The following is a 25,824-nucleotide window of genomic DNA, read 5'->3' on the forward strand; positions in this document are numbered from 1 at the left end:
CTAATTTATATGGTATGTCTGCTCTATCATCACTTCAGATTGCTCTGAAAAAAGCTCGTCAACTTGTCAAAAGGAATGAGGTCGACGCGATCATAAAGGTCAACATGGCCAGCGCCAGGAATAATGACGAGCTCCTTGGGTTGGCCAGCGAGCTTGTAAGCTTCTTCGCTGAACTCTCTCGAGTGCGCATCGGCTCCGGCAATGAACAGCATCGGACGAGGTGAAATCGTCTCGATGTCATTGAACGGGTAGAAGTTCATGAATTTGATGTTGCTAGTAAGCGTCGGGTGCGTGGTCAGCTCTTTGGACGAGCTGGTTGGCGTGTATTCGCCGCGCGGTGTGCGATAAAAATCATAGAACTCACGCTGGATCGGGTGAGTATTCTCGTCCAGTTGGTGCACCGTACCGCTGGTGTAGAGGGTTTCACCGCCCGTGAACTCTACATAACGCTGCTGTACTGCTTGCGCGATAGTCTCTTGGCGTTGTTCAAGTGTCTGCGAGTGCTTCAAGCCATTACGATTGGCTGCGCCCATGTCATACATGCTAACCGTTGCGATGGCTTTCATACGTGGGTCGATCTTGGCCGCGCTGATAACGAAGCTACCGCTGCCACAGATTCCGAGTGCGCCAATCCGCTCCTTATCGATAAAAGGCCGGGTACCGAGAAAATCTACCGCCGCGCTGAAGTCCTCGGCATAAATATCCGGCGAGACTGCATTGCGTGGTAGCCCCTCGCTTTCGCCCCAGAATGAAAGATCCAGGGACAGTGTCACGAAGCCTTTTTCGGCCATTTTCGTGGCATACAGATTAGCGCTTTGCTCCTTGACCGCGCCCATCGGGTGGCCAACAACAATCGCAGGGCTCTTGGTTTTGCCGTCGAGGTTTTTGGGGATAAACAGATTGCCCGACACGTTCATTTGATATTGGTTTTTGAAATTGACCTTCTGCACGGTCACTTTGTCGCTGGTATAAAAATTATCCGCGCCGTTGGACATATCGGCTCCTATTGCGGAGAGTGAACTGACAAGAAGCGTTAATAAAACAATGATTTTTTTCATTGGAACCCCTATCGATGCGCAATAGTCAGTTTTGGGAGAACATCACGTTCACAGCATGGCGACCTAAAACCGGTGCCAGGTTTGCGTTGTCGTCCACACGCCCAAGGCGTGTGTATGCGTATGTCGACTCAAAGGTCGAATAGAAAACAACCAGGGTGTCCGTGCCATATAGCATCAGATCACCTCCGTGGATCCTTCCCAGTTTGCTCTCATCGACAGGCAGGACTTCAGGAAGGCTGGCGTATTTTTCATTGTTGTTGAGATCGCTCATGTCCAGCGTCAGTGGCAGTAGCGTGGCAAACGCACGAGCGGCTGCATTGTCGGCCAAGGTGATGGCGAAGCGTTGTTCGCCGACGGTCATCCACATGCGAGATTTCTCCGTTATCGAAGACGCCGACACGGCATCATTTATTACGATGTAACTGCTAAGCACGAGAGCTGAATACAGCAAACCAGGCCAACGAAATGGCCTCTTGGCCCGGACTTGGTGCAGATATGTGTTTGAGGCCCGGTGAATGCTCCTGGTCATAACCCGTCTCCCGGAACGTGGCGTGGCGTGGCTTAAGCGGTTCGAGAGGGTGTCGAACGTGACGTCAGCACGGTCACCACTGCACCCAGCAGCAGCACGACTGCGCTAGCGACAAAAGTGCTCTGATAGCCGCGACTATCGAACAGCAGTCCACCGACCGTAGAGCCCAGAGCAATGGCCAGTTGAATCACGGCCACCATCAGACCGCCGCCAGCCTCGGCATTATTTGGCAAGGCCTGTGCGATCCAACTCCACCAGCCCACCGGGGCCGCAGTCGCCAACAGCCCCCATAATCCCAGCAGTACAGCAACGACAATGGTCGAACTGCCAAAAGGGATCAGTGTCAAGGCGATCAACGCCATCAAGACCGGAATTGCTATCAATGTCCGGAACAGGCTGCACCTTAGAAATCGGCCGATGATCAGGGTGCCGATAAAGCCTGCTGCACCGATCACCAGCAAGATCAACGACAAAGTGGATACATCGACGCGCGTTACCGTTTCAAGGAAGGGCCGCAGATAGGTGAACAGCGCAAACTGCCCCATGAAGAAGGCCCCGCAGCCGACCATACCCAGCGCCACTGATCGATTCTTGAACAGTTTGAACACGTTCCCGGAGCCTGGTATGCGCGACTCCACCTTCATGGCAGGCAGGCTGATGTACATCCAGATGAGAGCAATCCCCGCGACGGGCACAACACAGAAAAAAGCGCCGCGCCAGCCAATAATCGAGCCCAGATAGCTGCCCAGCGGTGCGGCAATTACTGTAGCCAGCGCGTTACCGCCGTTGAAGATGGCCAACGCCTTCGGCACCTGTGGGGCGGGTACCAAACGTATGGCCGTCGCAGCGGACATCGACCAGAAACCGCCGATGACCACACCGATGAGCGCACGGCCGACCATGTACGTCTGATAGTCGGGGGCCAGCCCGACTATCACGCCCGAGACGGCCATCAACCCGGCCAATGCCAACAGCAGTATCTTTCGATCGAGGGTTCTGGCAAACCACGAGATCGACAGGCTGGTCAGCACGGCAAATGCCCCTGAAATCGCAATGCCTTGCCCGGCCATCCCCTCGGTAACCTGAAGGTCAACGGCCATCGGCGTCAGCAGGCTGACAGGCATGAACTCAGAAGCAATAAGGGCAAAAACACAAAGCGTCATTGCAAAGACACCGCTCCAGTAGGCGGGAGCCTCGTTGCTGGTGGAAACAGTGTCCATCGGGGCCTCACAGTCATTCGTATTCATACCGGTAATAATGACGAACGAATACTCACGCGACTAGCTAATGAATACTTAACAAGGCTATAAGTGTTACTAATCAATAGCCATAAAAGGCGCTTCGCACCATGGTCAGAAGAAACCTCAACGATCTGCTGTCTTTCGTGACAGTGGCGCGCGAAGGCAGCTTCACCCGCGCTGCCGGGGTGCTGGGTGTTACCCAATCTGCGCTGAGTCAGGCAATCAGCGGTCTGGAAGCACGCCTGCAAACCAGGCTGCTGACGCGTACCACCCGCAGCGTCTCGCCGACCGTCGCTGGCGAGCGGCTACTGCAAGCGATCGGTAATCGCTTCGATGAAATCGAGGCGGAGCTGGATATCCTGACGCAAATGCGCGACAAACCTGCGGGCACCGTCCGCATCACCTGCGGCGATCATGTTCTGCGCACAACGTTGCTACCCAAACTCACTACGCTGCTACACGAATACCCGGACATCAACGTTGAGTTCGACGTCAATTACGGATTCAGGGACATCGTGGCGGATCGTTTTGATGCAGGCGTACGCCTGGGTGACACCATCGACAAAGACATGATTGCCGTCCCGATAGGCCCACCATTGCGGATGGCGGCCGTCGCCTTGCCAGCGTACTTTGCCACCCGTGGCATTCCAGAAAATCCGCGCGACTTGATGAACCATAGCTGTATCAACCAACGCATGCAGACATCAGGCGGGCTCTATGTATGGGACTTTGAGCGGCGAGGCAAACAGGTGAACGTGCGCGTAAACGGCCAGCTTATTTTCAACACGTCGAGCCATATCGTGGATGCGACATTGGCCGGGTTGGGCATTGCGTACCTGCCAGAAGAGGAGTTTGAACCGCACCTGCGCGCAGGAAGGCTGGAGCGAGTGCTGGAAGATTGGTGCCCACCGTTTTCTGGCTACTATTTGTATTACCCCAGCCGTCGACAACCCTCACCCGCATTTACGCTGGTTGCCAATGCATTGCGCAAAGCAGGGTAGAGGGGGCGATTTGATGGTTCAGATACAGGTGGCCTCGAACCTAAGCATTGCTCTGCGTTGACAAAAAATGCTGTTCCCAGTGCAACTAAGTACAACAACCACAGGTAAATGAAGACCATAATCTGATGTCAGTTTTGGGCCGAAAGCGGCCCTTCGCGACAGGCAGCAGTCAACCAGAAGCTGTCATTCAGATGTATCTACGAAGTTGAGGGCGATTCATATTGGCCCTCGCTTCGTCTTAGGCTCAACCCAGCAGCTCAGTAATCCAACGGGCCTGCCGGGCGATGTATTGCACTTTCTCCTCGGGCACTGCCTGCCGCGCATGGGCGAAGTTGGTCAGGGTCTGCTGCTTGTGGCGCAGTATGCGCTGCCACTTGACCAGGAACGCCGGGCTGCGTGTCTGCATCAGCAGCGGGCCGAAGTACAGTTGCTCGGCGGTGTACGCCACCGGCCCGGTGCGCTCGGCGACGATGATTTCGTAGTAAAAGTGGTTTTCCCGCAGCAGTTCCTCGAAGAGGATGCGGTAGCCATTCTCCATCAGCCATTGGCGCAGTGGCTGCTCGCCGCCGTTGGGCTGCAGGATCAGCCGTTCCTGGCCGCTCAGGCGCGCCTTGCCGCTGTCGAGGATGTCGCGGATCGTCTCGCCGCCCATGCCACAGATGCTGATCGCCGTGATCCCGTCTTCCGGCTCGATCGCCGCTAGGCCATTGGCCAGGCGCACGGTGACCCGCAGGTCTTGGCCGCTCTCTCGCACGGTGCGTTCGGCCGAGCGGAACGGCGTTAATGCCACCTCGCCGGCCACTGCCGCCACGATGGCGCCACGGCGCATCAACGCCACCGGCAGGTAGCCGTGATCCGAGCCGATATCGGCCAGGCGCGCACCTGCTGGCACATGCGCTGCCACGCGCTCCAGGCGCATGGACAATGTCTGTTCGTTCAACTGCAGTTCCTTTTCACCACGAATGTGCGACACCTTTGGCATGAGTGCGAGCGACGCATAATGCGTGGTGAGGAAGGCCGGGTAAAGCGTCGGCAGAGTTACATCGTCTGCAGCGGGAAGCGTCGCGCAAACCCGTCGATGAGACCCCGGATTTTTTCTTCTCCCAGGCCAGAAGCCCCTGCGCCGAGCGCGAGGATTTTTCGACGCAACTGCGTAGCTTTTTGGCTTGGATGGTTTCAGAGCAGATTTAGAAAGGGTGCCAGCCAGGTTCAGGCATTGGGACGGCTGCTTTCGGCCCAGGCTGTGTAAAAACGTTTTTCAGTGCGACAGGTACTCAAAACCAGACTGGAAATCGCGTTTCTACGCAAAATCCACATCTGCTGACGTGCCGATAAATTTCAGATTTAACGTAGAAGCGCACACTTCAATTTTGGCGACGCGTTTTTACACACTCTGGGCCAGAAGCGGAAGTTCAAGCATTGACTGGGGATGCCTACCAGAGCGGGGTAGTCCAAGCAGTCATTCAATGCGCCTACAAAAGTAGGGTCGATTCAGCTGGATGCGTTTTTTTGATTTCAAACCCTTGCGAAGGGTAATAGATTACTTATTGAACATTTCGGAAAAAAGCGTAACATTGCCGGCTATGATACTCGAACAGCTCAAAGCTCTGGGCAATGACACTCGCATGCAAATGATGGAGTGGCTCAAAGACCCACTCAGTAATTTCCCACCTCAGGATCATGGCGATCCTGCGATAGGAGTGTGCGTAACCCATTTGCAGCACAAGGCCGGGCTTTCACCTTCTACCGCGTCTGCACATTTAGCTATCTTGCAACGTGCAGGCTTCGTGCTAACCACCCGCATCGGAAAGTGGACTTACTACCGGCGCAATGAGCAGGCGATTGATGACTTTGCGGCTAGGTTGATCATCGAATTGTAATTTTTAAATTTTCATTTCGTTATTTCGCGTAATTAGAAAACATAAGGAAACCCCTATGAGCAGCAAAACTATCTTCGTCCAACCCGGTGGCGGCTATGAAAAGGTTGTGGTTGGCAACAGCGAAGTCCGAGCCGCAGCGCGTGGCGAAATCACCGTACGCCTTCACGCCAACTCGCTCAACTACCACGACTTCGCGGTGGTCAGCGGTATGTGGGGCCCTAGCGAAAAACGCATCCCCATGGCCGATGGTGCAGGTGAAGTCATTGCTGTCGGCCCAGATGTCACTGAATTCAAGGTGGGTGACTCGGTCGTCAGCACCTTCTTCCCGGAGTGGATCAACGGTGCGCCACTGGTTGAAGGCTTTGTTAGCGTGCCAGGTGATGGCATTGACGGCTACGCTCGTGAGCAAGTGACGGCCAAAGCCACATCGTTCACCCTCGCGCCTACTGGCTACAGCCATGCTGAAGCGTCGACGCTTACCACCGCAGGCCTTACTGCATGGCGCGCCCTGATGGCCGATGACTCACTCAAGCCGGGCGACACCGTGCTCGTCCAAGGCACTGGTGGCGTTTCAATTTTCGCCCTGCAGTTCGCTAAAATGGCCGGTGCTACCGTCATTGCTACCTCTTCAAGCGACGAAAAACTGGAACGTCTGAAAGCGCTAGGCGCTGATCATGTGATCAATTACCGCAAAGACCTTAACTGGGGCGAAACTGCACGCGCTCTAACGGGTGGCCGTGGTGTTGACCACATTATCGAAGTCGGCGGCCCTGCGACGCTTGAGCAATCGATGATTGCAATTCGGGTTGCTGGTCACATCTCCGTCATTGGGATATTGAGTGGCGTAAGCGGTGCAATGAATTTTGTACCGGCACTGATCAAGCAAGTGCGTCTGCAGGGTGTATTGGTGGGTAGCCGCAGCCAGCAGCAAGACATGATCCGAGCCATCAATGCTAATGACATGCGCCCGATTATTGATCGTCATTTCCCTTTGAGCGAGATTGTCGAAGCGTTCAAGTATCAGGAAACCAACCAGCATTTCGGCAAAATTTGCCTGGATATCTAAGCACGCATGAATGGGCATGATCCGAATGCCTATCTCAAGGATGTGCTGACACGGCTGCCAACGCAGCGGACGAGAGAGATTGGCCCATTGCTGCCTGTCGCAACCGGCAGCAATGGGTCGAAAGCCGTCATTCAGATGTATCTACGAAGTTGAGGGCGATTCATATTGGCCCTCGCTTTGTCTTAGGCTCAACCCAGCAGCTCGGTGATCCATAGGGCCTGCCGGGCGATGTCTTGCACTTTCTCCTCGGGCACGGCCTGCCGCGCATGGGCGAAGTGGGTCAGGGTCTGCTGCTTGTGGCGCAGGATGCGCTGCCACTTGACCAGGAACGCCGGGCTTCGGGCCTGCATCTGTAGCGGGCCGAAGTACAGCTGCTCGGCGGTGTACGCCACCGGCCCGGTGCGCTCGGCGACAATGATTTCGTAGTAGAAGCGGTTTTCCTGCAGCAGTTCCTCGAAGAGGATGCGGTAGTCATTCTCCATCAGCCATTGGCGCAGTGGCTGCTCGCCGCCGTTGGGCTGCAGGATCAGCCGTTCCTGACCGCTCAGGCGCGCCTTGCCGCTGTCGAGGATGTCGCGGATCGTTTCGCCACCCATGCCGCAGATGCTGATCGCCGTGATCCCGTCTTCCGGCTCGATCGCCGCCAGGCCATTGGCCAGGCGCACGGTGACCCGCAGGTCTTGGCCGCTCTCTCGCACGGTGCGTTCGGCCGAGCGGAACGGCGTTAATGCCACCTCGCCGGCCACTGCCGCCACGATGGCGCCACGGCGCATCAACGCCACCGGCAGGTAGCCGTGATCCGAGCCGATATCGGCCAGGCGCGCACCTGCTGGCACATGCGCTGCCACGCGCTCCAGGCGCATGGACAATGTCTGTTCGTTCAACTGCAGTTCCTTTTCACCACGAATGTGCGACACCTTGGGCATGAGTGCGAGCGACGCATAATGCGTGGTGAGGAAGGCCGGGTAAAGCGTCGGCAGAGTTACATCGTCTGCAGCGGGAAGCGTCGCGCAAACCCGTCGATGAGACCCCGGATTTTTTCTTCTCCCAGGCCAGAAGCCCCTGCGCCGAGCGCGAGGTTTTCTCGACTCAACTGCGTAGCTTTTTCTTAGAGAAGGTGCCAGCTAGGTGCAGGTATTGGGAACGGCTACTTTCGGCTAGGAGCGGACGGTCAACCCATTTAGGTTCGAGTAGCAGGCACCGGCCTTGATCAGCCAGGCCGCTCGTATCGAAGGTAGCCGTGGGAATCGGTCCCAACGCAGACGAAACCTGCTCGCTCATACATGAGCCCGGCAGGGTTATCAGGACGCACGCTTAACCTCAGATGAGTGAAGCCCTGTTGCTTTGCAGTGGCCGCATAAGCGTCGAGTAGCGTTCGGCCAATACCGTTTCGCCTATAGGCTTGGCTGACGTTGATCGTAGACAGCTCTGCGTAGTCTTGCTCGGGTGTCCATAACGAGTAACCGGCGAACTGCTCGTCAATGATCGCGACCGTCAACCGATCAAAGTTTTCTACCCAGCGAACGAGGTGTCGCTCTAACTGGAGCCGCCATGTGTCTTCGTGATCAGGCTCCCAACACCGGATGTAGTCCTGCTCTTCCCTGTATATCGAAGGAAGATCGGTAACGCATGCTTGTCTTAATCTGAGCGCCATCCTGGTGCCTTATGGGTAATGAACTTATATATGCTCCGCATGATATGGCGCAGAGGTCAGCCTCAGTCAACGGTCGGGACTTGACCGGCCGCTTTGGGTAGGTAACGGCCGCTCGCGAGCGGTAGCAGTCGTTCAACAACTCATCATCGCCCTGAGCCGATCGACGTACATGCCGGATGAATGCATAAACGGGGTTTAACGCCGACTCTTCCAAATTATCGTCCATAGCCGGGGAGACTCGACCCACCTGGCCCGAATCATGCCCGTTTCACCCGCATCAAGTCGGTACTGACTACGCGGATGACACTTTTGAACCCCGCCGCCTCAGTCACTCCCTCGATAATCGAACGCTTACTGACGAAACGCCGAGGCCCCAATGACGAGCGCATCCACCGAGCAGGTAAGCCCAAAAACCCTACGAAAAGTGATCGTAGCCGCCGGCATCGGCAATTTCGTCGAGTGGTTCGACTTCGCCGTCTATGGCTTTTTGGCCACGACCATCGCTCAGCAGTTTTTCCCCAGCGGCGATGCCAGTGCTGCGTTGCTCAAGACCTTTGCGGTATTCGCCGTGGCCTTTGCGTTTCGGCCTCTTGGAGGGATTTTCTTCGGCATGCTGGGGGACCGGATCGGCCGCAAGCGAACGCTGGCGATGACGATTTTGCTGATGGCCGGTGCGACGACCTTGATCGGCCTGCTGCCTACGTATGCCGCGATCGGGGTCATGGCGCCGATTCTTCTTTCGCTGATTCGTTGCGCCCAGGGTTTTTCCGCCGGGGGAGAATACGCCGGTGCCTGCGCCTATCTGATGGAGCATGCACCGAGTGATAAACGCGCCTGGTACGGCAGTTTTATTCCGGTGTCGACGTTTTCCGCCTTCGCTGCGGCCGCGGTGGTGGCCTACGCACTTGAGGCGTCGTTATCGGCCGAAGCAATGGGTAGCTGGGGCTGGCGCCTGCCGTTCCTGATTGCTGCGCCGCTGGGCCTGGTGGGTCTTTACCTGCGCTGGAAGCTGGATGAGACACCGGCTTTCCAGGCGGTGACTCAGGAAGATGCAGTTGCACACTCCCCGCTCAAGGAAACCTTGCGCAACCATGGTGCGGCGATCTGCTGCCTGGGCGCTTTTGTGTCGCTTACGGCGCTGTCGTTTTATATGTTCACCACCTACTTCGCGACTTACCTGCAAGTCGCCGGGGGCTTGAGTCGCGCAACGGCGTTGCTGGTGTCGCTGATTGCCTTGCTATTCGCGGCGGCGATCTGCCCGCTGGCCGGGCTGTATTCGGATCGAGTCGGACGTCGAATCACGGTGATGACGGCGTGCGCGCTGTTGATTGTGGTGGTGTATCCCTCGTTCCTGATGGCCAGTTCTGGCTCGTTCACAGCGTCCATCGTCGGCGTGATGCTCCTGGCGATTGGCGCGGTGTTGTGTGGCGTGGTCACGGCGGCCTTACTCTCGGAAACCTTCCCGACCCGTACGCGATACACCGCGTCGGCGATCACCTACAACATGGCCTACACGATCTTCGGCGGCACCGCACCGCTGGTGGCGACGTGGTTGATCAGCACCACCGGCAGCAACCTGTCGCCAGCGTTTTATCTGATCGCGGTTGCATTGCTGGCACTGGCGGGTGGTTTGGCATTGCCGGAGACTTCAAGGATTTCCCTGCATGATGTGACGACACCGGAAAAGCGCGTAGGCGTGGGTATGCCGGCAAGTTAAGGAAATAGAGCGCCTAACATCACCCCAGCCGAAACCGCGCCGTATTCTCACTCAACGCGCGGCTTCCCTTACTCAACGTATCCGCCGCTTGATTCACCGCCCGCGCGCCCTCCAGCAAGCGCCCCGCTGCCTGATCAACCTGCTGAATATTCCCGCTCACCTCATCCGCCGTCGCGGCCTGTTCCTCAACCGCCACGGCGATCTGCGCCAATGTATCCGTGACGTTTTGCACCGCGCTGGCGATCTCTCCCAGCCGATTGCCCAGCCCGGTTACGGATTCCGCATCGGTCATCGCCTGGTCGCAGGCGGCGCCCATCAGGCTGACCGCCTGGCTCACCGTCGCGCGCAAGCTGTCCACAGTGCTGGCGATCTGCGCCGTGGATGCCTGGGTGCGTTGTGACAGGCTTCGAACTTCATCGGCCACTACGGCAAAACCTCGGCCCTGCTCGCCCGCTCGTGCGGCCTCAATGGCGGCGTTAAGCGCCAGCAAGTTGGTCTGCTCGGCAATACCTCGAATGGTGTCGACCACCGATTGGATCTGCTGCCCCTGCTGGCTCACTTCCCCCAGTGCATTGGCGGTGTCGGTCAGGCGCTGGTTGAGTTGTTGAATACTAGCCGTGGTACGCAGGCTGTCACGGCTGCTGTCCTCGGCAATACGTCGGGTTTGCTGGGCGCTGCCTGCGGCCTGCTCGCAACTTTTGGCGACGCCCATGGACGTCGCCGCCAACTGCGTTGCGGCCGCTGCAATCTGGCTGATTTGCAGTTGCTGGTCTTCCACTTCAGTGAGCGTGCTGCCCGATTGCGCATTGAGCGTCAGCACCGCAGACCCTAACTGCTGCGTTTCGTGATTAACGCCCAGCAGACTGGCGCGCAACTGCACCACCGCGACGTTGAGCGCGGTGCTGATCGCGGCCAGTTCGTCACGGCCTTCAATCGCTACCTGGACACACAGGTTGCCGTCGCGCAGGGATTCGGCAAGGGTGGTGATACTGCTGGCGCTGCGCCGAATCGATGCCTGCAGGCACACGAACAGGTACAGGGCCGCCAACGCCAGAATGCTGAACGTCACCGCCACGGGGATGATTTGCTTGAACGAGAGGGCGCGGTAGTAGCTCAGGCGCGCATCAAGGGAGGTCAGCGACTGATTGCGCAGTGCGCCCAAGGCCCCGAGCATGCCGTCGACACTGCGCTCGAACCCGCTGGTATCGAGCTTGATCGTGCCGCCGAACACCCCGTCGTCCAGCACTTTCAGTTCGTTATCCAGCAGCTGCAAGCTGTTGTCGTACTGAGCGGTCCAGGTTTGCACCCCTGAGTACTGCTTGGCTTTAAGCGATGCAGCCGCCTTGACCAACTGATCCCGCGCATCGCCGATGCGACCGCGCAGGTCACGCATCTGCAAACGACTTTGCAAGGTGAACTGCCCCGAGGCGATGGACGACTGCCCGACGCTCGCCATGCGACCGATACGCTCAATCAGATCGGGCGCCTGCTGGGTGGCAATCTGCATCAGCAAGTAGGTTTCAAGCCAGGGATCGAGGATCAATCCGCAGTCCAGGGTGATCTGTTCGCGCAAGCTTTGCATCGCCGTCAGCGCTGAAGTAAAGCGGTCGTAGCCATCCGGCCACCAGCCCACGGTACGCAAGGATTGGGTGTCCATGCCTTTGACCGACACCTGCAACACCTCAAAGCGTGCCAGGGTGTCCGCACTGGCATTCTGTACTTTGAGCGCGTCGCCCAGCGCTTGCAGGCTCTGCAATATCACCGGGTTATTGGCATCGACCGCAGCCATCGCAGCCTTGGCCGCAGGTGTTGGCTCATGCAGGATGTCAGCCGCTTTCCAGCGCGCCGCGAGGTTGCGCTGCGTGGTCAGCTGACCGTCCAATGCATCGAGCGCCAGCAATTGGCCCACCCCGGATTGCTCATTTGAAATCACTGTCAGCTTGCCGCGATAGTCCTGCCCGATCATCCACAGACTGCCCGCCAAGGGCAGCATGAAAAGAAAAAACAGTATCTGAAACTTGCGCGCAAATCCGAAACGCCCGAGCAGGCGGATGCCTGGCGACAAAATACCCTGCATGTCCGACTACTCCCCTGAACAACCCACACACTGCAGCCGTGGATGCAGCCTTGAAATGATTAGCGGCAAAATGCCATGTCATTGTTTAAGCTGGCTCTAGCAAGAAACGGACCGCAGCGGTCAGGCCCGGGGATAGGCAGGGTGTCACTCAATAATTTGCGCAGCACGCTCGAAAATGGGGCAAAAGCACTCAGTGCGCAGAACAAAACTGTAACCATTGGGCATGGTACTCAATGCCCGGCCACCGCTGATTTACCGGCTCCGCGCGGGCCCGATTTGAAACCATGGGAACGGGCAGTCCACGCAATAACAAATGCCACTACCACCAAAAACACCACCGCCCACGGAAACGAAACCACACCCCAGGTATCAAGCAATACCCCTCCCACCACGCCACTTCCCGCGATGGCGCTGTTCCAGGCCACCACGTTCAGCGACAGCGCGACGTCGGCACCGTCACCGGCAGCGTCGGCCAGAGCGGTTTGCAACAACGTCGCCGCACCGCCAAAACTCAACCCCCACACCGCCATGCCGACGTAGATCACTGCCGGTACTTCGGCAAAGAAACCAAATGCCAGGGCCGTCGCGGCGAAGGTCGCAAGGCTGACCAGCACCGTCCTGCGCAGCAATGGCTCGACCAACCGGGCGGTGATCCAGATTCCCAGCAACGCCGCCACACCGAACACCAACAGCACCATATCCACCCTCGCCAACAACCCCGCCGGCGCCACGAACGGCGCGATATAGGTATAGAGAATGTTGTGCGCCAGCATCCAGGCAATCACCACCGCCAGCACCGGCCGCACACCCGGTGTAGTGAGCACCTTGCGCAATGGCATCCGTTGGTGGGACGCATGGCCGGGATAATCCGGGACCTTCACCAGCACCCAGACGATCAGTACCAAGGTCATCGCCGACATGATGCCAAAGGCCGTGCGCCAACCGACGAGACTGCCCAGCCAGGTACCCAGCGGAACCCCCAGCGACAGCGCAATCGGCGTTCCGACCATGGCTAGCGCCAGCGCCCTGCCCTGTTGATGAGGCGCCACCATGCGCCGCGCGTAACCGGCCAACAGGCTCCAAGCCAGCCCCGCCGCCACTCCGGCAAAGAAGCGCGCCACCAGCGTCAGCCCGTAGTGGGACGACAGCGCGGTGATGGAGTTGAACAGCAGAAAACCGATGATGGTCAGCAACAGCACATTGCGCCGGCGCCAGCCCCGGGTGGCGATGGTCAGTGGAATCACCGCCAGCACCGAACCCAGTGCATAGGCCGTGACCATCTGCCCGGCCATGGATGGGGAAATCGCCAGGCCTTCGCTGATCTGCGGCAGCAAGCCGGCGGGCAGGGTTTCGGTAACGATGCAGATAAAGCCGGTCATCGCCAGGGCCAACAAGGCACCGACGGGCAAGCGATCCGGCACGGCATCGGCCGGCAAGGAAATTGAGGCAGTCACAGGGAGGCTCCTTGATTGAGGGCAGCTCAAAGAGCTATATGAATACTGATCGGTACAAATGTTAGGGAGGCGGACTGTCGTTGTCAATGACTTCTGTATCGACTAGTATTTAAGTCATCACTCAGAGGATTCCGTCATGGCGCAGATGGGCCGCCCCCGCAACTTCGACCGCGATCAAGCGGTGGAACAAGCCTTGCACCTGTTCTGGGAGTACGGTTACGACGCTACGTCACTGAACCAGTTGAAGGCTGGCCTGGGCGGCGGAATTTCCGCGCCGAGCTTTTACGCGGCGTTCGGTTCAAAGGAGGATTTGTTCCAGGAATGCGTGCAGCGTTACCTGACCAGTTTTGCCCAGGTTACTGAGTGTTTGTGGGATGAAAACCTCGCACCTCGTGAGGCTGTAGAGACTGCCCTACGCCAATCCGCCAGCATGCAGTGTGAAGACGGTCACCCCAAGGGTTGCATGGTGAGCCTGGGTGTCATGAGCGCCCCGGCACCGGAAAGCCGCGAAGTGACCGCCGCCCTGACCCAGTCCCGCGAACGCACCCGCGCAGGAATCGTGAGCTGTGTCGAACGCGCCATCGCCAATAGTGAGTTGCCTGCACACACTAATGCGCAAGCCCTGGCAACAGTGTTCGACAGCTTCCTGCAAGGTATTTCCATCCAGGCACGGGATGGCATCGGCCATGATCTCATCAACACGGCCATCTCCCACATTATGTTGACTTGGGACCGTGCTAGCTAATCGCCACTTGCGCTCGGTGTGCCTGCATCGTCAGTATTAAGAACTACTCCCATCTACAATACTGCGCTCACCCGCCTGATGAATGAGCGGCGCACGACTTAGAAGGATCTCCATGCAAGGCTTTTATCGTCACCATGAGGTGGTGTGAGACAAAATCGCTAACTGCGGTTCGAGTCAGATGAACGCCGAGACTCACGTCCTTCGCAGGCATTAAATGCTTGACTTCTCTTTTTTAATCAGTAACATACGGCGTATTCCGCGATAGCTCAGTTGGTAGAGCAAATGACTGTTAATCATTGGGTCCCTGGTTCGAGTCCAGGTCGTGGAGCCATACAAGGTTCCAGAGAAGGCTTCCAAAATCTCTGAAACCCCCGAAAAACCCGCCTTCTGGCGGGTTTTTTCGTTTTGGCGTTCCGTCGGACTCCGGTGGATTCTGGTGGATTCCAACCGTTTTAAGGGTAGAGTTGGGGGTAAAGGTCACTTCGATAAAAGGGAGTACCCTTCTGTCGCGCACCACTGCTCCACTCTCCGATTCCGCTTGCCGTTCGGCCAAGCCCACAGACCGCGCCTACAAGCTTTTCGACGGCGACGGACTTTACCTTCTAGTCCAACCCAATGGCCGCAAAGGCTGGCGTCTCAGATACGTCAAACCTGATGGCCGGGAAGGACTTACTGCATTCGGCAATTACCCCGTTATAGGGCTCGCCGATGCGCGCCGCAAGCGCTTGGAGGTCAAGCGAATGCTGGCGGATGGCATTGATCCCATAGAAGCCAAGACCCAAGCCCTGATCAAAGGCCGTACCTTTGAAAGCGTTGCCCTAAGCTGGCACACGGAAATGTCAGCCAAGTGGGCACCAGACTATTCCAAGACAGTGATGAGTCGCCTCAAAACCCACCTCTTCCCACTGATCGGCGCCCGCGCCATTGTCGACCTCGACACCCACGACCTTTTGCGGCCCTTGGAAGCGATCAAGAAGCGCGGAACGATAGACGTTGCTTTAAGGGTACAATACTACCTGCAGAGCATCATGCGCGAGGCAAAGCGCCTCCGGCTTATCACCGTAAACCCTGCTTACGACCTCGAAGGCTCGATCAAAGCTCCTCGGGTAGTCCACCGCCCCGCTTTACCCTTATCGCGCTTGCCTGAATTACAGGAGCGGATCGACACCTATAAAGGCCGCGCACTTACCCGGCTGACGGTCATGCTGTCACTGCATGTGTTTGTACGCTCCAGCGAACTGCGCTTCGCCCGCTGGAGTGAGTTCGATCTCAAGCGTGGCGTCTGGGAAATACCCGACACGCGCCCAGCGTTGGAAGGCGTACCCTTTTCCACAAGAGGTACGAAGATGGCAGGCGATATCCATCTTGTACCCTTATCGCCGCAAGCGGTCGCCCTGCTAGAGCAGATCCACGAAATCACAGGCAGATTTGACTTGGTCTTCGCAGGCGATACCAACTCCTGGAAACCGATGTCCGAAAACACCGTGAACAGCGCGCTTCGGAAGATGGGGTACGACACCAAAACCGAGATCTGCGGTCGCGGTTTTCGGGCGCACCCGCATGGCAGTCACTCGAATCGCGTCTTGCCCAGTCGCAATGCGTTCGCCACCACGGACACCGAACTCAGGCTCATCGCCAGCGCCGCGATCATCGGACTCAGCAGCAGGCCGGTGAACGGGTACAGCACGCCCGCGGCGATCGGCACGCCGAGCGCGTTGTAGAGGAAGGCGAACGTCAGGTTCTGCTTCATGTTCGCCACGGTGGCGTTGGACAGGTTGCGCGCACGCACGATGCCGCGCAGGTCGCCCTTGACCAGGGTGACCTGCGCGCTGGACATGGCGACGTCGGTGCCGGTGCCCATGGCGATGCCGATGTCGGCGCCGGCCAGCGCCGGGGCGTCGTTGATGCCGTCGCCGGCCATCGCGACCTTGTGGCCTTCGGCCTTCAGCCGCTGCACGAGATCGATCTTGTCCTTCGGCCGCACCTCGCCATGCACCTCGTCGATGCCCAGCTCGCGCGCCACCGCGTTGGCCGTGGTCACGCCGTCACCGGTGGCCATCACGATGCGCAGGCCGTCGGCCTGCAGGGCCTTGATGGCTTCGCGAGTGGACGCCTTGATCGGGTCGGCCACGGCGATCAGTCCGGCCAGCGTGCCGTCAACTGCCAGGTACATGACGCTCGCGCCCTCGTGACGCAGCGCCTCGGCCTGCTCCTGCAGTGAGGTTGGATCGACCCCCTGCTCCTGCATCAGTTGTGTGTTGCCGATTGCGAGCGTGCGCCCGCCAACCGTGCCGCGCACGCCGATGCCGGTGGACGATTCGAAGTCTGCGGGCGTCTCCAGCGCCAGGTTGCGGCGACGCGCCTCGGCGACGATGGCGTCGGCCAGCGGATGCTCGCTGCCCTGGTCGAGGCTGGCGGCCAGGCGCAGCACCTCGTCCTCGGCAAAACCATTCGAGGCGATCGCCTCGCGGAACGCCGGCCGGCCTTCGGTCAATGTGCCGGTCTTGTCGACGATGAGGGTGTCGATGCGGCGGAAGTTCTCGATCGCCTCGGCATCGCGGAACAGCACGCCGCCCTGCGCGGCGCGACCGGTGGCGACCATGATCGACATCGGCGTCGCCAGGCCGAGCGCGCAGGGGCAGGCGATGATCAGCACCGACACCGCGTTGAGCACCGCGTACGTCCACGACGGCTCCGGTCCGAACAGTCCCCACGCCAGGAACGTCGCCACGGCCACGGCCAGCACGGCGAGCACGAACCAGAACGCGACCTTGTCGGCCATGCGCTGCATCGGAGCGCGCGAGCGCTGTGCCTGTGCCACCAGCTGCACGATCTGCGAGAGGACGGTTTCCGAACCGACCTTCTCGGCCTGGATCACCAGGCTGCCGGTGGCGTTCATGGTGGCGCCGATGACGGCGTCGCCGACCGATTTCTCGACAGGGGTCGGTTCGCCGGTCAGCATCGACTCGTCAATGTTGGAACGGCCTTCGAGCACTTTGCCGTCGACGGGGACCTTCTCGCCGGGGCGCACGCGCAGGCGGTCGCCGACGTGGACGTGGCTCAGTTCGATGTCTTCCTCGCTGCCGTCGGCGCGCAGGCGGCGCGCGGTTTTCGGGGCAAGGCCCAGCAGCGACTTGATCGCAGCGGAGGTCTTGGAACGGGCGCGCAGCTCCAGCAACTGGCCGAGCAGGGTGAGCGAAATGATCACCGCAGCGGCTTCGAAGTACACGCCGACGCGGCCGTGCTCGCGGAACGAATCGGGGAATAGGCCGGGCGCCACGGTCGCGACCACGCTGTAACCGAATGCCGCAGTCACGCCGATGCCGATCAGGGTCTACATGTTCGGGCTGCGGTTGCGGATCGACTGCACGCAGCGTTGCAGGAACGGCCAGCCGGCCCAGAGCACCACGGGCGTGGTCAGCACGAGTTCGATCCAGGTGCGGACATCGGTCGGCAGCCAGTCGAATTGATGCCCCAGCATAGACAGCACCAGCACGACCAGCGTCAGCGGCAGCGTCCACCAGAAGCGGCGGCTGAAGTCGCGCAGCTCCGGGTTTTCCTCGTCGTCGAGACCGGGCATCTCCGACTCCAGCGCCATGCCGCAGATCGGGCAGGTGCCGGGATGGTCCTGGCGGATCTGTGGATGCATCGGGCAGATGTACATTGAACCCGGAAGCGCGGCCGCAGGCTCGGCCGGCTTCGGAGAGAGATACTTGCCGGGATCGGCGACGAACTTTGCGAGACAACCGGCCGAGCAGAAGTGATAGGTCGTGCCGACGTGTTCGGTGTGGTGTGGCGAGGTCTGCGGATCGACCGTCATCCCGCAGACGGGATCGTTCGCCTTGTCGGATGTGGACGCTTGCGCCGCTGCACCGTGGCGGCCGCTAGCAGCCGCTAGCAGCCGCCCGCTGGCCATGCGCATGCTCGTCCTGATGATGTTCGTGCGTATTCACGCTTCCTCCTTCGACCAACAGCATCCAATCGGACGGCTTGCTGGCGTCGAGAACTGTTGCATCTCCCTTGGGAAAAGTGCCCGACGAGTGTACTCGTCGGGCGACGCTTCAGCCTTCACCCATGCCCTCGGCGGGTTGCGGCGCACTGCCGGAGCGCACCTTGTCCTCGATGCGCTGGCCGACACCGGCGTCGACACTTTTCCAGTAGTCGAAGGCGCGCTCCAGCACCGGGCTGCGCACGCCGCCGAGCAGGCTGCCGGCCACCTGGTCGACCAGCAACTGGCGTTGGGCATCGTTGAACACTTCGCGCACCAGGGTGCCGGGCTGGCCGAAGTCGTCGTCCTGCGCATGCAGGGTGTAGGCGCTGCGGACCATCTCGCCGTCGGCCTCCCAGCCGTCCGCCGCCGGGCCGGTCTCGTCCGCCCATGGGCGGCCGCCGCTGTTGGGCAAGTACGTCGGCGCGGCACCACTGTGGTGGTAGGTCATCTGGCCGTCGAACAGGTAGCTGTTGACCGGCACCTTCGGCTGGTTCACCGGCAACTGGTGGAAGTTGGTGCCGATGCGGTTGCGCTGGGCATCGGCGTAGGCGAACGCGCGCGCCAGCAGCATCTTGTCGGGCGACAGGCCAATACCGGGCACGGTGTTGCCCGGCGAGAACGCCGCCTGTTCGATCTGGGCGAAGAAGTTCTCGGGGTTGCGGTTCAGGGTCATCGTGCCGACCTTGATCAGCGGGTAGTCCTGGTGCGACCAGGTCTTGGTCAGGTCGAACGGGTTGAAGCGGTAGGCCTTGGCGTCGGCGTACGGCATCACCTGGATCGACAGCGTCCAGCTCGGATGCTCACCGCGGGTAATGGCCTCGAACAGGTCGCGGCGGTGGAAGTCGGCGTCGCTGCCCGCCATGGCAGAGGCATCGGCGTTGCTGAAGAAGGCCATGCCCTGCTGGGTGTGGAAGTGGTATTTGACCCAGAATTTCTCGCCGCTCGCGTTGACCCACATGTAAGTGTGCGAACCGTAGCCGTTCATCTCGCGCCAGCTGCGCGGCAGCCCGCGCTCGCCCATCAGGTAGGTGACCTGGTGCGCGGTTTCCGGGTTGTTGGTCCAGAAGTCCCACTGCATGTGGTTGTCGCGCAGGCCCGAGTCGGGCAGGCGCTTCTGGCTGCGGATGAAGTGAGGGAACTTCATCGGGTCGCGCACGAAGAACACCGGCGTATTGTTGCCCACCAGGTCGTAGTTGCCTTCAGTGGTGTAGAACTTCAGCGAAAAACCGCGCACGTCGCGCCAGGTATCGGGGCTGCCCGACTCGCCGGCCACGGTGGAGAAACGCGCCAGCATCTCGGTGGACGCGCCGTTCTGGAACAACGCCGCCTTGGTGTACTTCGAGACGTCCTCGCTGATTTGCAGCACGCCGAACGCGCCCGCACCTTTCGCATGCGGCTGGCGCTCGGGCACCTTTTCGCGGTTGAAGTGCGCCATCTGCTCGAGGAAATGTACGTCGTGCAGAACGATCGGGCCGTCGGCGCCGATCGTCAGGGAGTTGCGATCACTCGCGGCCGGCGCGCCGGAACCGGTCGTCGAACCCGAAACACTGTTCTTGTCAGAGCTGCTCATGGGATTTCCTTTCATCAGGGGTTGGTGTGCCACTGTCTTATTCGTGGGTTGGAGTAGGTATACCACCTACAAGTGTCACGCGCGCGGCCAGGCCCGCCGCGCGCCGTTTCGTCAGCCCAGCCGCTCTGCGCCAACCCTCACCGGCCCGTGCGTACCCGGCGCAGCAGCCTGGCGCACGTGCTCGCTGCGCAGCTCGCCGAGGTTGCTGGCACCCAGGTGAAGAAGCGTGTTCACGGTTTCGCGGTGCAAGAAGTCGATCACGCTGTCGACGCCGCTCGCACCGCCCAGGGCCAAGCCGAACATGACCGGCCGGCCGATCGCCACCGCGTTGGCGCCCATCGCCAGCGCCTTCACCACGTCGGTGCCACGGCGGATGCCGCTGTCCAGAATCAAGGGCACCTCGCCCTTGACCACTTCCGCTATCGCCGGCAGCGCGGTGATGGCGGCCGGCGTGCCGTCGAGCGCGCGGCCGCCGTGGTTGGAGACCTGAATCGCCGCAGCGCCGGCGGCAATCGCCGCGCGCGCGTCCTCGGGCCGGGTGATACCCTTGACGACCACCGGCAGGCCGGTGACGTTGCGGATCATCTCGACGTCGGCCCAGCTCAGGTTGGTCTTGAACGCTGGTTGCTTGCCGTCCGGGAAGTTGCCGTAGGGCAGCCACGGGCGTGGATTACCCAGGCGCATGTATTCGTCGGACGAGCCCTGGCCGATCGCGTCTACTGTCAGCACGATGGCCTTGAAGCCTGCAGCCTTGGCGCGCTGCAGCACCGCGCGCGAAAAGCCGTCGTCGGTGGTCAGGTAGATCTGGAACCACTTCGGACCGTCGCTCGCCTTGGCGATGTCTTCCATGCTGGCCGTGGACGAACTCGACACGGTCAGCAGCCCGCCGGATTTGGCGATCCCGCGCGCCGTGGCCACTTCGGCCAGAGGATGGTGCAGGCCGTGGCTGCCGAAGGGCGTGATGATGAACGGGTGCGGCAGGCGCAGCCCGAGCAGGTCAACCGACAGGTCGATCTTATCGCGCACCACGCCCTGCATGCGCTTCGGTACAAAGGCGTAATCGCCCCAGGCGCGCTGGTTTTCGGCCAATGTCCACTGCTTGCCGGAGCCGTTGGCCACGAACACGTAGGTGCCGTGCCCGTACACTTGCTTGGCCTGTTCTTCCAACAGGTCGATGTTGAAGATGTCGAGCTTCTTGTCGGTGCCCCTGCGCACGATATTGAGATCGGCGCTGCTGATTTCCTCCGGCGTCTGGGCAGCCACGTGGCCAGCGGCAAGCGCTGTTACCGCAAGGCTGGCACCGGCGAATTTCAGTGCGCTTCGTCGCGAGATGTTGATGGCGCTCTGGTCATGGATTGGCATGTTGAACTCCTTTGTTGCTGGCCGCAGCGGGCCATGATTTTACTTCTCACGGCATCGGGCGCGATGTCGATGTGCTCGTCCGGGAAGCGCGGTTCACTGTTTAGCCAGCGCGTGTCTTGGCCCATGCACCAATCTTGATAACTGACGAACGCCGGGAAGCCGGCGAACACCGACCTGTTGCAATACCTTTAACACATAAGCCTGACAGGGGATTCGTCTGGCGGTAGAGCCGCAACTGGAAGACGGTAAAATCAGACCGCTACGGCAGATCGGAAATCTTAACGTACGATTTCTCCGAATTCTGTAGGCTCCCCAGTATAGTGAGAAGTAACCAGACAGGCAGCTTTTGTGGCTCCCTCCTGTCTTCAGAATTTTCGTCCACGGGTCGCCCTGATCAGAGCCCTTTATGATGAGAGTTGGTCCAGCAGCATCATGATTTCGGTAATCGCGCTGTCGATTGCATGCAATGACATTGCATCGCGCGCCTGTATCGTAATGCCGAACAGAAAAGTCTCGAATAGGGTTGCCAGGGTCGCAACGTCTTTCGTCGCTGGGATCTCGCCGCATTCTCGCGCTCGATCAAGACAGGCGCGCACACCAGTACGAGTGCGCTCACGCTCCTTGGTTAACAGAGCCCGAATGTGGCCGTTCTACTTGGCACCGAGCTTTTTGATCGTAGTGCAGGCGCAATGATAGTGACCCAAGCCGGCATCGAACTGCTGTCCATCGTCCGTCAGTTTTTGAAAGACTTCGCTGCGCTCGCCACTCGTTTCGAACGTGGCGTTCAGGGCTCGACGCTGATCGAATTGTTCGTCCACGACTCGTTTGCCAACACTTGGTTGATCCCGCGCTTGCCAGCCTTTTATGCTGCCCATCCCGACATCCGAATTCAGCTCAACACCGACGACTTCTCCAGATTCGACAATGCCAGCGGGCAAGCCGCCATACGCTTGCAAACCCAAGAGGCCACGTGGCCAGGTTTCTACTCGGAATTCATTCTTCCCGAACGAATCTTTCCGGTGTGCAGCCCCACGCTGATCGATCGGATCGGTGTTCCTGAAACACCAGCAGACGTTCTCAACTTCCCCATCATTCTCCGCGCTCGGAGCATGGCCAATGGAGAGCAGATCTCAACGCCCTCCTGGGATTACTGGCTCCAGAAAAACGCATTGGCACCCTCCTCGCTCAACTGCGTGCTCGTAGTGCCTCACTCCAATATGGCTGTCTCGGCTGCGATAAGAGGCCTGGGCGTTGCGATGGCCAGGACATCACATATTTCTGATGAAATCCGCACAGGAGCGCTTCAGAAGTTGCTCACTGAAGAAATGGAGAACGACACTGGGTATCACTTTCTGTGCTCCCCGGGGAAACAGAACTCGCCTGAGATTCGCGCAATTCTCGAATGGCTCAAAACAGAAAGCAGGGATCCGCACACCCTGACAAAATAAAGCCACACTAGCCCCTTGATTGTCAGTCATGACGTAACTCCTCCCTGTAATACATCAAAAATAGCCGCCTAGGAGGACGGCGCTGGAACGAATCGAAATAATTATGGCGGAAAGAATAGCGGCGGGTAATACCAGCAGCCTCGCAGTGGCGGCGATAGGGTCGCGCCCGAAAGACAGTGGCAGAAGCGGGCCCGCTGACTCATAAAGCACTCGGCCCTTCGCGCCCATCAAGTCAAGACAGTAACCGATTCTCGTCGATAACAAGTTGTGCAAACTGGACGAGATCATTGATTTTCCCCGCGCCGCGACGGTCGAGGTGGTAGCCCATGACACCTACAGACCTAGGGGCCATCCCGGTCACATCGCTGCGAGTCGCCGTTCATTACAACCGCAGGGGCGATACCAGTCCATCCGAGCCCTGGCTGTACGCCAAAGGCACGGCACAGGGATCGATAAATTTCAGGGTCTGGCTTCATCAGACCAAGCTCGAAACTGAGCCCGAAAACATCAATGCCCTGAAATAATCCTCTCAGCGGGTGACCGTAAGGCGCAGCTAAGTTAGATCTGTACGATTACTTCGCCTCCCTGGAAGCCATTGGTTTAGCGTGGGATGAAGAAAGCCCGGCCCATGGTCTCAGCATTCTGTGGAGGTACAGGGATTGGTCTAGCGGAGAATTAGCACTTGATCCCAAAACGGTAAACAGCCGACCTGATCGTGGTGGCGAGGCACGGGGATCGACAATGATGTATGTAACTATTAATCAACCGGTCATCAGAAGTCCTGTGCGCATCAGGTGTTTCAGCCAGCACGACGGTGCAGTCGTCTTCTGAAAATGACAGAAACGACTGAGTGCGCAGCTTACTTAACTATTTTTAGCTGGGACCCAGGGTTCACAAGGTGTAAAGCCTGAGCGCAACTATTCTGGATCGAGAACCCCACCGCTGCTAAATATCACGAGAGCTATTCAGCAGGGTGGGGGAAAGCTTTAACCGTTTAGCTTCACCACGAAGTTCGCCACGTATTCACCCTGGTGACGAGCGATATCCAGCTCTCGCGCATCGGGCTGGCGAGAGCCGTCGCCACCGGCGATGGTCGACGCGCCGTAGGGCGTTCCGCCACCCACTTGCGAGACATCGAAGAGGGCTGGATTGCTGTACCCGATTGGAACGATCACCATCCCGTGGTGGGCCAGGGTCGTCCAGGTTGAGGTAATGGTCATTTCCTGACCGCCGCCAGTACCTGTGGAGGTAAACACACTGGCAACCTTGCCAACCAAAGATCCGTTGGCCCACAGTCCCCCGGTCTGATCGAGGAAGTTGCGCATCTGTCCCGACATGTTCCCGAAACGGGTCGGAGTGCCAAAGATGATCGCGTCGTAATCGGCCAGTTCAGCAGGGCTCGCAACAGGTGCGGTCTGCTCAACCTTGCCACCGGCGGCCTTGAAGGCCTCTGCCGACATAGTTTCAGGTACACGCTTAATCGTGACCTCGACCCCGGCAACGCTGCGTGCACCTTCCGCGACTTTTTGAGCCATGGTTTCGATGTGTCCATACATCGAATGATATAGAACCAATACTTTTGCCATTTTTAAGTCCTCATTATGGAATTGAGTCGTACCAGAGTCGTTGCCAGTTATTCGCGCTATCAGATCTTTCAGTAGTCCCACTAGGTAGCCTCCGTAGGGCTGATGAATATGAAATGGTCGCTGCTCGAAACCCAAGCCTTAAATCGCTTAGGTCGTGCTCCAGCATGGCTGGCCGCTGGAGCGTGGGAATTGCCTATTTGCCATCTACCGAGTACTTACCGGGGCCAGTAACGCCCAGCAGCAGCAAGCCACCCATGATGCTCAGATTCTTGTAGAACTGGGTCATGTTGGCGGCACGCTCCGGATCGACCATCGTCCAGTAATGGTGGCCGATCAGCGCGGTGCCGAGGACGAACAAGGTGTAGAAAAAGGCGACCGGCCGCGTATAGAAGCCGATTACCAGCAAAATTGCAGCGCCAACCTCCATCAATACCGCGATGGATGCGGCTACCATCGGCAGCGGCGCACCCAGAGAGCCAAGATAGGCAACCGTGCCCGAGAATCCCGTCAGTTTCGACCACCCGGATATCAGGAAGAGAATCATCAGTAAGACTCTGGCTAGCAGAATGATTTCATTCCTCTGCTGCTGAAGGAGTGTGTAGCGCATAGTGGTGCTCCCACATAGAGAACGAGGGCCCAGCTCGATTTGAGCGGGGTATGGAGTTCAATATAGATTGCGATGCCTGTTTGGGTGCGCCGATTTAGAAATTAGCCTGGTTGTCATATCCATCGCTAGAAAGGACTTTGCCATCTCGTCCCGTAGTCAGCGATTTCGGGTGGGCAATATCCCAGCAAGAATTTCATCTTTGTCGATGAAATGGTGTTTCAAGGCAATAAGTAGATGACCCCCGACCAGCGCGCCGCAGAACCAGGCCATTAGGGTGTGAATCCATTTAGCCAGGTCGTATAGCGTTTCGTTCGGCGCCACTATTGGTGGCAGCTGATACAGACCGAGCAGCATGATCGGCTTGTCCGCCACGGAGCTCCAATACCAACCGGACAGTGGCAGAGCGATGAGTGCCACCGCATAGAGCAGTATGTGACCCACCTTGGCACCCCGTCGCATCATCGGGCTCATACTCGCAGGCAGTGCCGGTGCTGGATGGCTTAAGCGCCATGCAACACGCACGACAATCAAAAACAACAAGGTGCTGGCTAATGCCTTGTGCAGTATCGTCAAACCATGACCGGGGTTCAGCTCGTCTCGCCAATGCGTGGCAAGAATGCCTATGCACCAGCTGGCAATCCAAATAGCGGCCATGCCCCAATGCAGCCATTTAGCGGTGCCGGTATAACTATCCGTATGCGTTTTTGCCATTATGCCAACTCTCAATATGTCATTTCCGAATGCCCTGCCAGGCGTCTACCGGTTTCGCCAGGGCGAGCGGATTAAACCTGCCAAGAAAGAGTGCTCGGGTGCTGGGAGCGCTAAATGGGGTCGCAAC

General features: G+C 58.9%; 19 protein-coding genes, 1 tRNA gene and 4 pseudogenes. 10 read left to right on the forward strand and 14 right to left on the reverse strand.

Annotated features, from left to right (window positions below; translation table 11 throughout):
• Window positions 1-29: 29 nt before the first annotated feature.
• The 3 genes from FQ182_RS22430 to FQ182_RS22440 are packed head-to-tail and all read right to left on the reverse strand — an operon-like array spanning window position 30 to window position 2,807.
• Complete coding sequence (locus FQ182_RS22430; protein WP_149413725.1) at window positions 30-1,058, reverse strand: alpha/beta hydrolase; 1,029 nt, start codon at window positions 1,056-1,058, stop codon at window positions 30-32.
• A 25-nt stretch (window positions 1,059-1,083) separates the two neighbouring features.
• Window positions 1,084-1,587, reverse strand: coding sequence for a cyclophilin-like fold protein (locus FQ182_RS22435; protein WP_149413726.1), 504 nt, complete (start codon window positions 1,585-1,587; stop codon window positions 1,084-1,086).
• A 32-nt stretch (window positions 1,588-1,619) separates the two neighbouring features.
• Window positions 1,620-2,807, reverse strand: a complete 1,188-nt coding sequence (locus FQ182_RS22440; protein WP_149413727.1) for an MFS transporter — start codon at window positions 2,805-2,807, stop codon at window positions 1,620-1,622.
• 128 nt (window positions 2,808-2,935) lie between these two features.
• Between FQ182_RS22440 and FQ182_RS22445 the strand changes: the two genes are divergently transcribed.
• The gene (locus tag FQ182_RS22445; protein WP_149413728.1) at window positions 2,936-3,829 is read left to right on the forward strand and encodes a LysR family transcriptional regulator; all 894 of its coding nucleotides are present in this window, start codon (window positions 2,936-2,938) and stop codon (window positions 3,827-3,829) included.
• A 244-nt stretch (window positions 3,830-4,073) separates the two neighbouring features.
• Here FQ182_RS22445 and FQ182_RS22450 read toward each other — a convergent pair whose 3' ends face one another.
• Window positions 4,074-4,769 carry a tRNA (adenine(22)-N(1))-methyltransferase TrmK gene (locus tag FQ182_RS22450; RefSeq protein WP_306108729.1) on the reverse strand — a complete coding sequence of 232 codons (696 nt, stop codon included), beginning with the start codon at window positions 4,767-4,769 and terminating at the stop codon, window positions 4,074-4,076.
• 643 nt (window positions 4,770-5,412) lie between these two features.
• Here FQ182_RS22450 and FQ182_RS22455 point away from each other — a divergent pair.
• The 3 genes and pseudogenes from FQ182_RS22455 to FQ182_RS22465 form a co-directional block, all read left to right on the forward strand.
• A complete protein-coding gene (locus FQ182_RS22455) occupies window positions 5,413-5,709 on the forward strand; it encodes a helix-turn-helix transcriptional regulator (protein WP_072405141.1) in 297 nt (98 codons plus the stop codon).
• Window positions 5,710-5,764: 55 nt separating this feature from the next.
• A complete protein-coding gene (locus tag FQ182_RS22460; RefSeq protein ID WP_149413730.1) occupies window positions 5,765-6,775 on the forward strand; it encodes an NAD(P)-dependent alcohol dehydrogenase in 1,011 nt (336 codons plus the stop codon).
• A pseudogene (locus tag FQ182_RS22465) lies at window positions 6,776-6,928 on the forward strand (transposase domain-containing protein); the annotation flags it as partial.
• 35 nt (window positions 6,929-6,963) lie between these two features.
• Here the strand turns inward: FQ182_RS22465 and FQ182_RS22470 are convergent.
• Window positions 6,964-7,659 carry a tRNA (adenine(22)-N(1))-methyltransferase TrmK gene (locus tag FQ182_RS22470; protein ID WP_306108730.1) on the reverse strand — a complete coding sequence of 232 codons (696 nt, stop codon included), beginning with the start codon at window positions 7,657-7,659 and terminating at the stop codon, window positions 6,964-6,966.
• Between the two features lie 326 nt (window positions 7,660-7,985).
• Window positions 7,986-8,429 (reverse strand): GNAT family N-acetyltransferase, encoded by a 444-nt coding sequence (locus FQ182_RS22475; RefSeq protein ID WP_149413732.1) that lies wholly within the window; start codon window positions 8,427-8,429, stop codon window positions 7,986-7,988.
• Between the two features lie 376 nt (window positions 8,430-8,805).
• On the opposite strand from FQ182_RS22475, the gene FQ182_RS22480 reads away from it, so the two are divergent.
• Window positions 8,806-10,146: an MFS transporter gene (locus FQ182_RS22480; RefSeq protein ID WP_149413733.1), complete on the forward strand. Its 1,341-nt coding sequence runs from the start codon at window positions 8,806-8,808 to the stop codon at window positions 10,144-10,146.
• Between the two features lie 19 nt (window positions 10,147-10,165).
• Here the strand turns inward: FQ182_RS22480 and FQ182_RS22485 are convergent, their stop codons facing one another.
• Together FQ182_RS22485 and FQ182_RS22490 are read right to left on the reverse strand one after the other, a co-directional pair.
• Entirely contained in the window at window positions 10,166-12,223 is a 2,058-nt protein-coding gene (locus tag FQ182_RS22485) for a methyl-accepting chemotaxis protein (RefSeq protein ID WP_149413734.1), read from the reverse strand.
• A gap of 230 nt (window positions 12,224-12,453) precedes the next feature.
• Entirely contained in the window at window positions 12,454-13,677 is a 1,224-nt protein-coding gene (locus FQ182_RS22490; protein WP_149413735.1) for an MFS transporter, read from the reverse strand.
• Window positions 13,678-13,813: 136 nt separating this feature from the next.
• On the opposite strand from FQ182_RS22490, the gene FQ182_RS22495 reads away from it, so the two are divergent.
• The 3 genes and pseudogenes from FQ182_RS22495 to FQ182_RS22505 form a co-directional block, all read left to right on the forward strand.
• A complete protein-coding gene (locus tag FQ182_RS22495) occupies window positions 13,814-14,422 on the forward strand; it encodes a TetR/AcrR family transcriptional regulator (RefSeq protein WP_149413736.1) in 609 nt (202 codons plus the stop codon).
• Between the two features lie 255 nt (window positions 14,423-14,677).
• A tRNA-Asn gene (locus FQ182_RS22500) sits at window positions 14,678-14,753 on the forward strand.
• A 172-nt stretch (window positions 14,754-14,925) separates the two neighbouring features.
• A pseudogene (locus tag FQ182_RS22505) lies at window positions 14,926-15,975 on the forward strand (tyrosine-type recombinase/integrase); the annotation flags it as partial.
• A gap of 14 nt (window positions 15,976-15,989) precedes the next feature.
• Here FQ182_RS22505 and FQ182_RS22510 read toward each other — a convergent pair.
• The 3 genes and pseudogenes from FQ182_RS22510 to FQ182_RS22520 all read right to left on the reverse strand — a co-directional run bounded on the left by FQ182_RS22510 (window position 15,990) and on the right by FQ182_RS22520 (window position 21,345).
• Window positions 15,990-18,242 (reverse strand): annotated as a pseudogene (locus FQ182_RS22510) (heavy metal translocating P-type ATPase).
• Window positions 18,243-18,483: 241 nt separating this feature from the next.
• Window positions 18,484-19,983, reverse strand: a complete 1,500-nt coding sequence (locus FQ182_RS22515) for a catalase (protein WP_149413737.1) — start codon at window positions 19,981-19,983, stop codon at window positions 18,484-18,486.
• A 111-nt stretch (window positions 19,984-20,094) separates the two neighbouring features.
• On the reverse strand, window positions 20,095-21,345 hold the full coding sequence (locus FQ182_RS22520) for an alpha-hydroxy-acid oxidizing protein (RefSeq protein ID WP_149413738.1): 1,251 nt from the start codon (window positions 21,343-21,345) through the stop codon (window positions 20,095-20,097).
• Between the two features lie 641 nt (window positions 21,346-21,986).
• Here FQ182_RS22520 and FQ182_RS22525 point away from each other — a divergent pair.
• Together FQ182_RS22525 and FQ182_RS30745 are read left to right on the forward strand one after the other, a co-directional pair.
• Complete coding sequence (locus FQ182_RS22525) at window positions 21,987-22,793, forward strand: LysR substrate-binding domain-containing protein (protein ID WP_149413739.1); 807 nt, start codon at window positions 21,987-21,989, stop codon at window positions 22,791-22,793.
• A gap of 564 nt (window positions 22,794-23,357) precedes the next feature.
• Window positions 23,358-23,501 (forward strand): annotated as a pseudogene (locus FQ182_RS30745) (site-specific integrase); the annotation flags it as partial.
• Between the two features lie 278 nt (window positions 23,502-23,779).
• On the opposite strand, the gene wrbA reads toward FQ182_RS30745, so the two are convergent.
• The 3 genes from wrbA to FQ182_RS22545 form a co-directional block, all read right to left on the reverse strand.
• Window positions 23,780-24,379 carry an NAD(P)H:quinone oxidoreductase gene (gene wrbA, locus FQ182_RS22535; RefSeq protein ID WP_149413740.1) on the reverse strand — a complete coding sequence of 200 codons (600 nt, stop codon included), beginning with the start codon at window positions 24,377-24,379 and terminating at the stop codon, window positions 23,780-23,782.
• Between the two features lie 193 nt (window positions 24,380-24,572).
• Window positions 24,573-24,986, reverse strand: coding sequence for a DoxX family protein (locus FQ182_RS22540; protein WP_149413741.1), 414 nt, complete (start codon window positions 24,984-24,986; stop codon window positions 24,573-24,575).
• Window positions 24,987-25,142: 156 nt separating this feature from the next.
• A complete protein-coding gene (locus tag FQ182_RS22545) occupies window positions 25,143-25,697 on the reverse strand; it encodes a cytochrome b (protein WP_149413742.1) in 555 nt (184 codons plus the stop codon).
• Between the last annotated feature and the right edge of the window lie 127 nt (window positions 25,698-25,824).

The organism is Pseudomonas sp. ANT_H4, assembly GCF_008369295.1.
Lineage (GTDB): Bacteria > Pseudomonadota > Gammaproteobacteria > Pseudomonadales > Pseudomonadaceae > Aquipseudomonas.

Excerpts from the sequence above, each read along its gene's own strand:
- FQ182_RS22430 (WP_149413725.1), bottom strand. The coding sequence starts at position 1,058 with ATGAAAAAAATCATTGTTTTATTAACGCTTCTTGTCAGTTCACTCTCC.
- FQ182_RS22475 (WP_149413732.1), bottom strand. The coding sequence starts at position 8,429 with ATGGCGCTCAGATTAAGACAAGCATGCGTTACCGATCTTCCTTCGATA.
- FQ182_RS22545 (WP_149413742.1), bottom strand. The coding sequence starts at position 25,697 with ATGGCAAAAACGCATACGGATAGTTATACCGGCACCGCTAAATGGCTG.
- FQ182_RS22455 (WP_072405141.1), top strand. The coding sequence starts at position 5,413 with ATGATACTCGAACAGCTCAAAGCTCTGGGCAATGACACTCGCATGCAA.
- FQ182_RS22460 (WP_149413730.1), top strand. The coding sequence starts at position 5,765 with ATGAGCAGCAAAACTATCTTCGTCCAACCCGGTGGCGGCTATGAAAAG.
- FQ182_RS22495 (WP_149413736.1), top strand. The coding sequence starts at position 13,814 with ATGGCGCAGATGGGCCGCCCCCGCAACTTCGACCGCGATCAAGCGGTG.
- FQ182_RS22480 (WP_149413733.1), top strand. The coding sequence starts at position 8,806 with ATGACGAGCGCATCCACCGAGCAGGTAAGCCCAAAAACCCTACGAAAA.
- FQ182_RS22435 (WP_149413726.1), bottom strand. The coding sequence starts at position 1,587 with ATGACCAGGAGCATTCACCGGGCCTCAAACACATATCTGCACCAAGTC.
- FQ182_RS22445 (WP_149413728.1), top strand. The coding sequence starts at position 2,936 with ATGGTCAGAAGAAACCTCAACGATCTGCTGTCTTTCGTGACAGTGGCG.
- wrbA (WP_149413740.1), bottom strand. The coding sequence starts at position 24,379 with ATGGCAAAAGTATTGGTTCTATATCATTCGATGTATGGACACATCGAA.
- FQ182_RS22485 (WP_149413734.1), bottom strand. The coding sequence starts at position 12,223 with ATGCAGGGTATTTTGTCGCCAGGCATCCGCCTGCTCGGGCGTTTCGGA.
- FQ182_RS22440 (WP_149413727.1), bottom strand. The coding sequence starts at position 2,807 with ATGGACACTGTTTCCACCAGCAACGAGGCTCCCGCCTACTGGAGCGGT.
- FQ182_RS22515 (WP_149413737.1), bottom strand. The coding sequence starts at position 19,983 with ATGAGCAGCTCTGACAAGAACAGTGTTTCGGGTTCGACGACCGGTTCC.
- FQ182_RS22520 (WP_149413738.1), bottom strand. The coding sequence starts at position 21,345 with ATGCCAATCCATGACCAGAGCGCCATCAACATCTCGCGACGAAGCGCA.
- FQ182_RS22540 (WP_149413741.1), bottom strand. The coding sequence starts at position 24,986 with ATGCGCTACACACTCCTTCAGCAGCAGAGGAATGAAATCATTCTGCTA.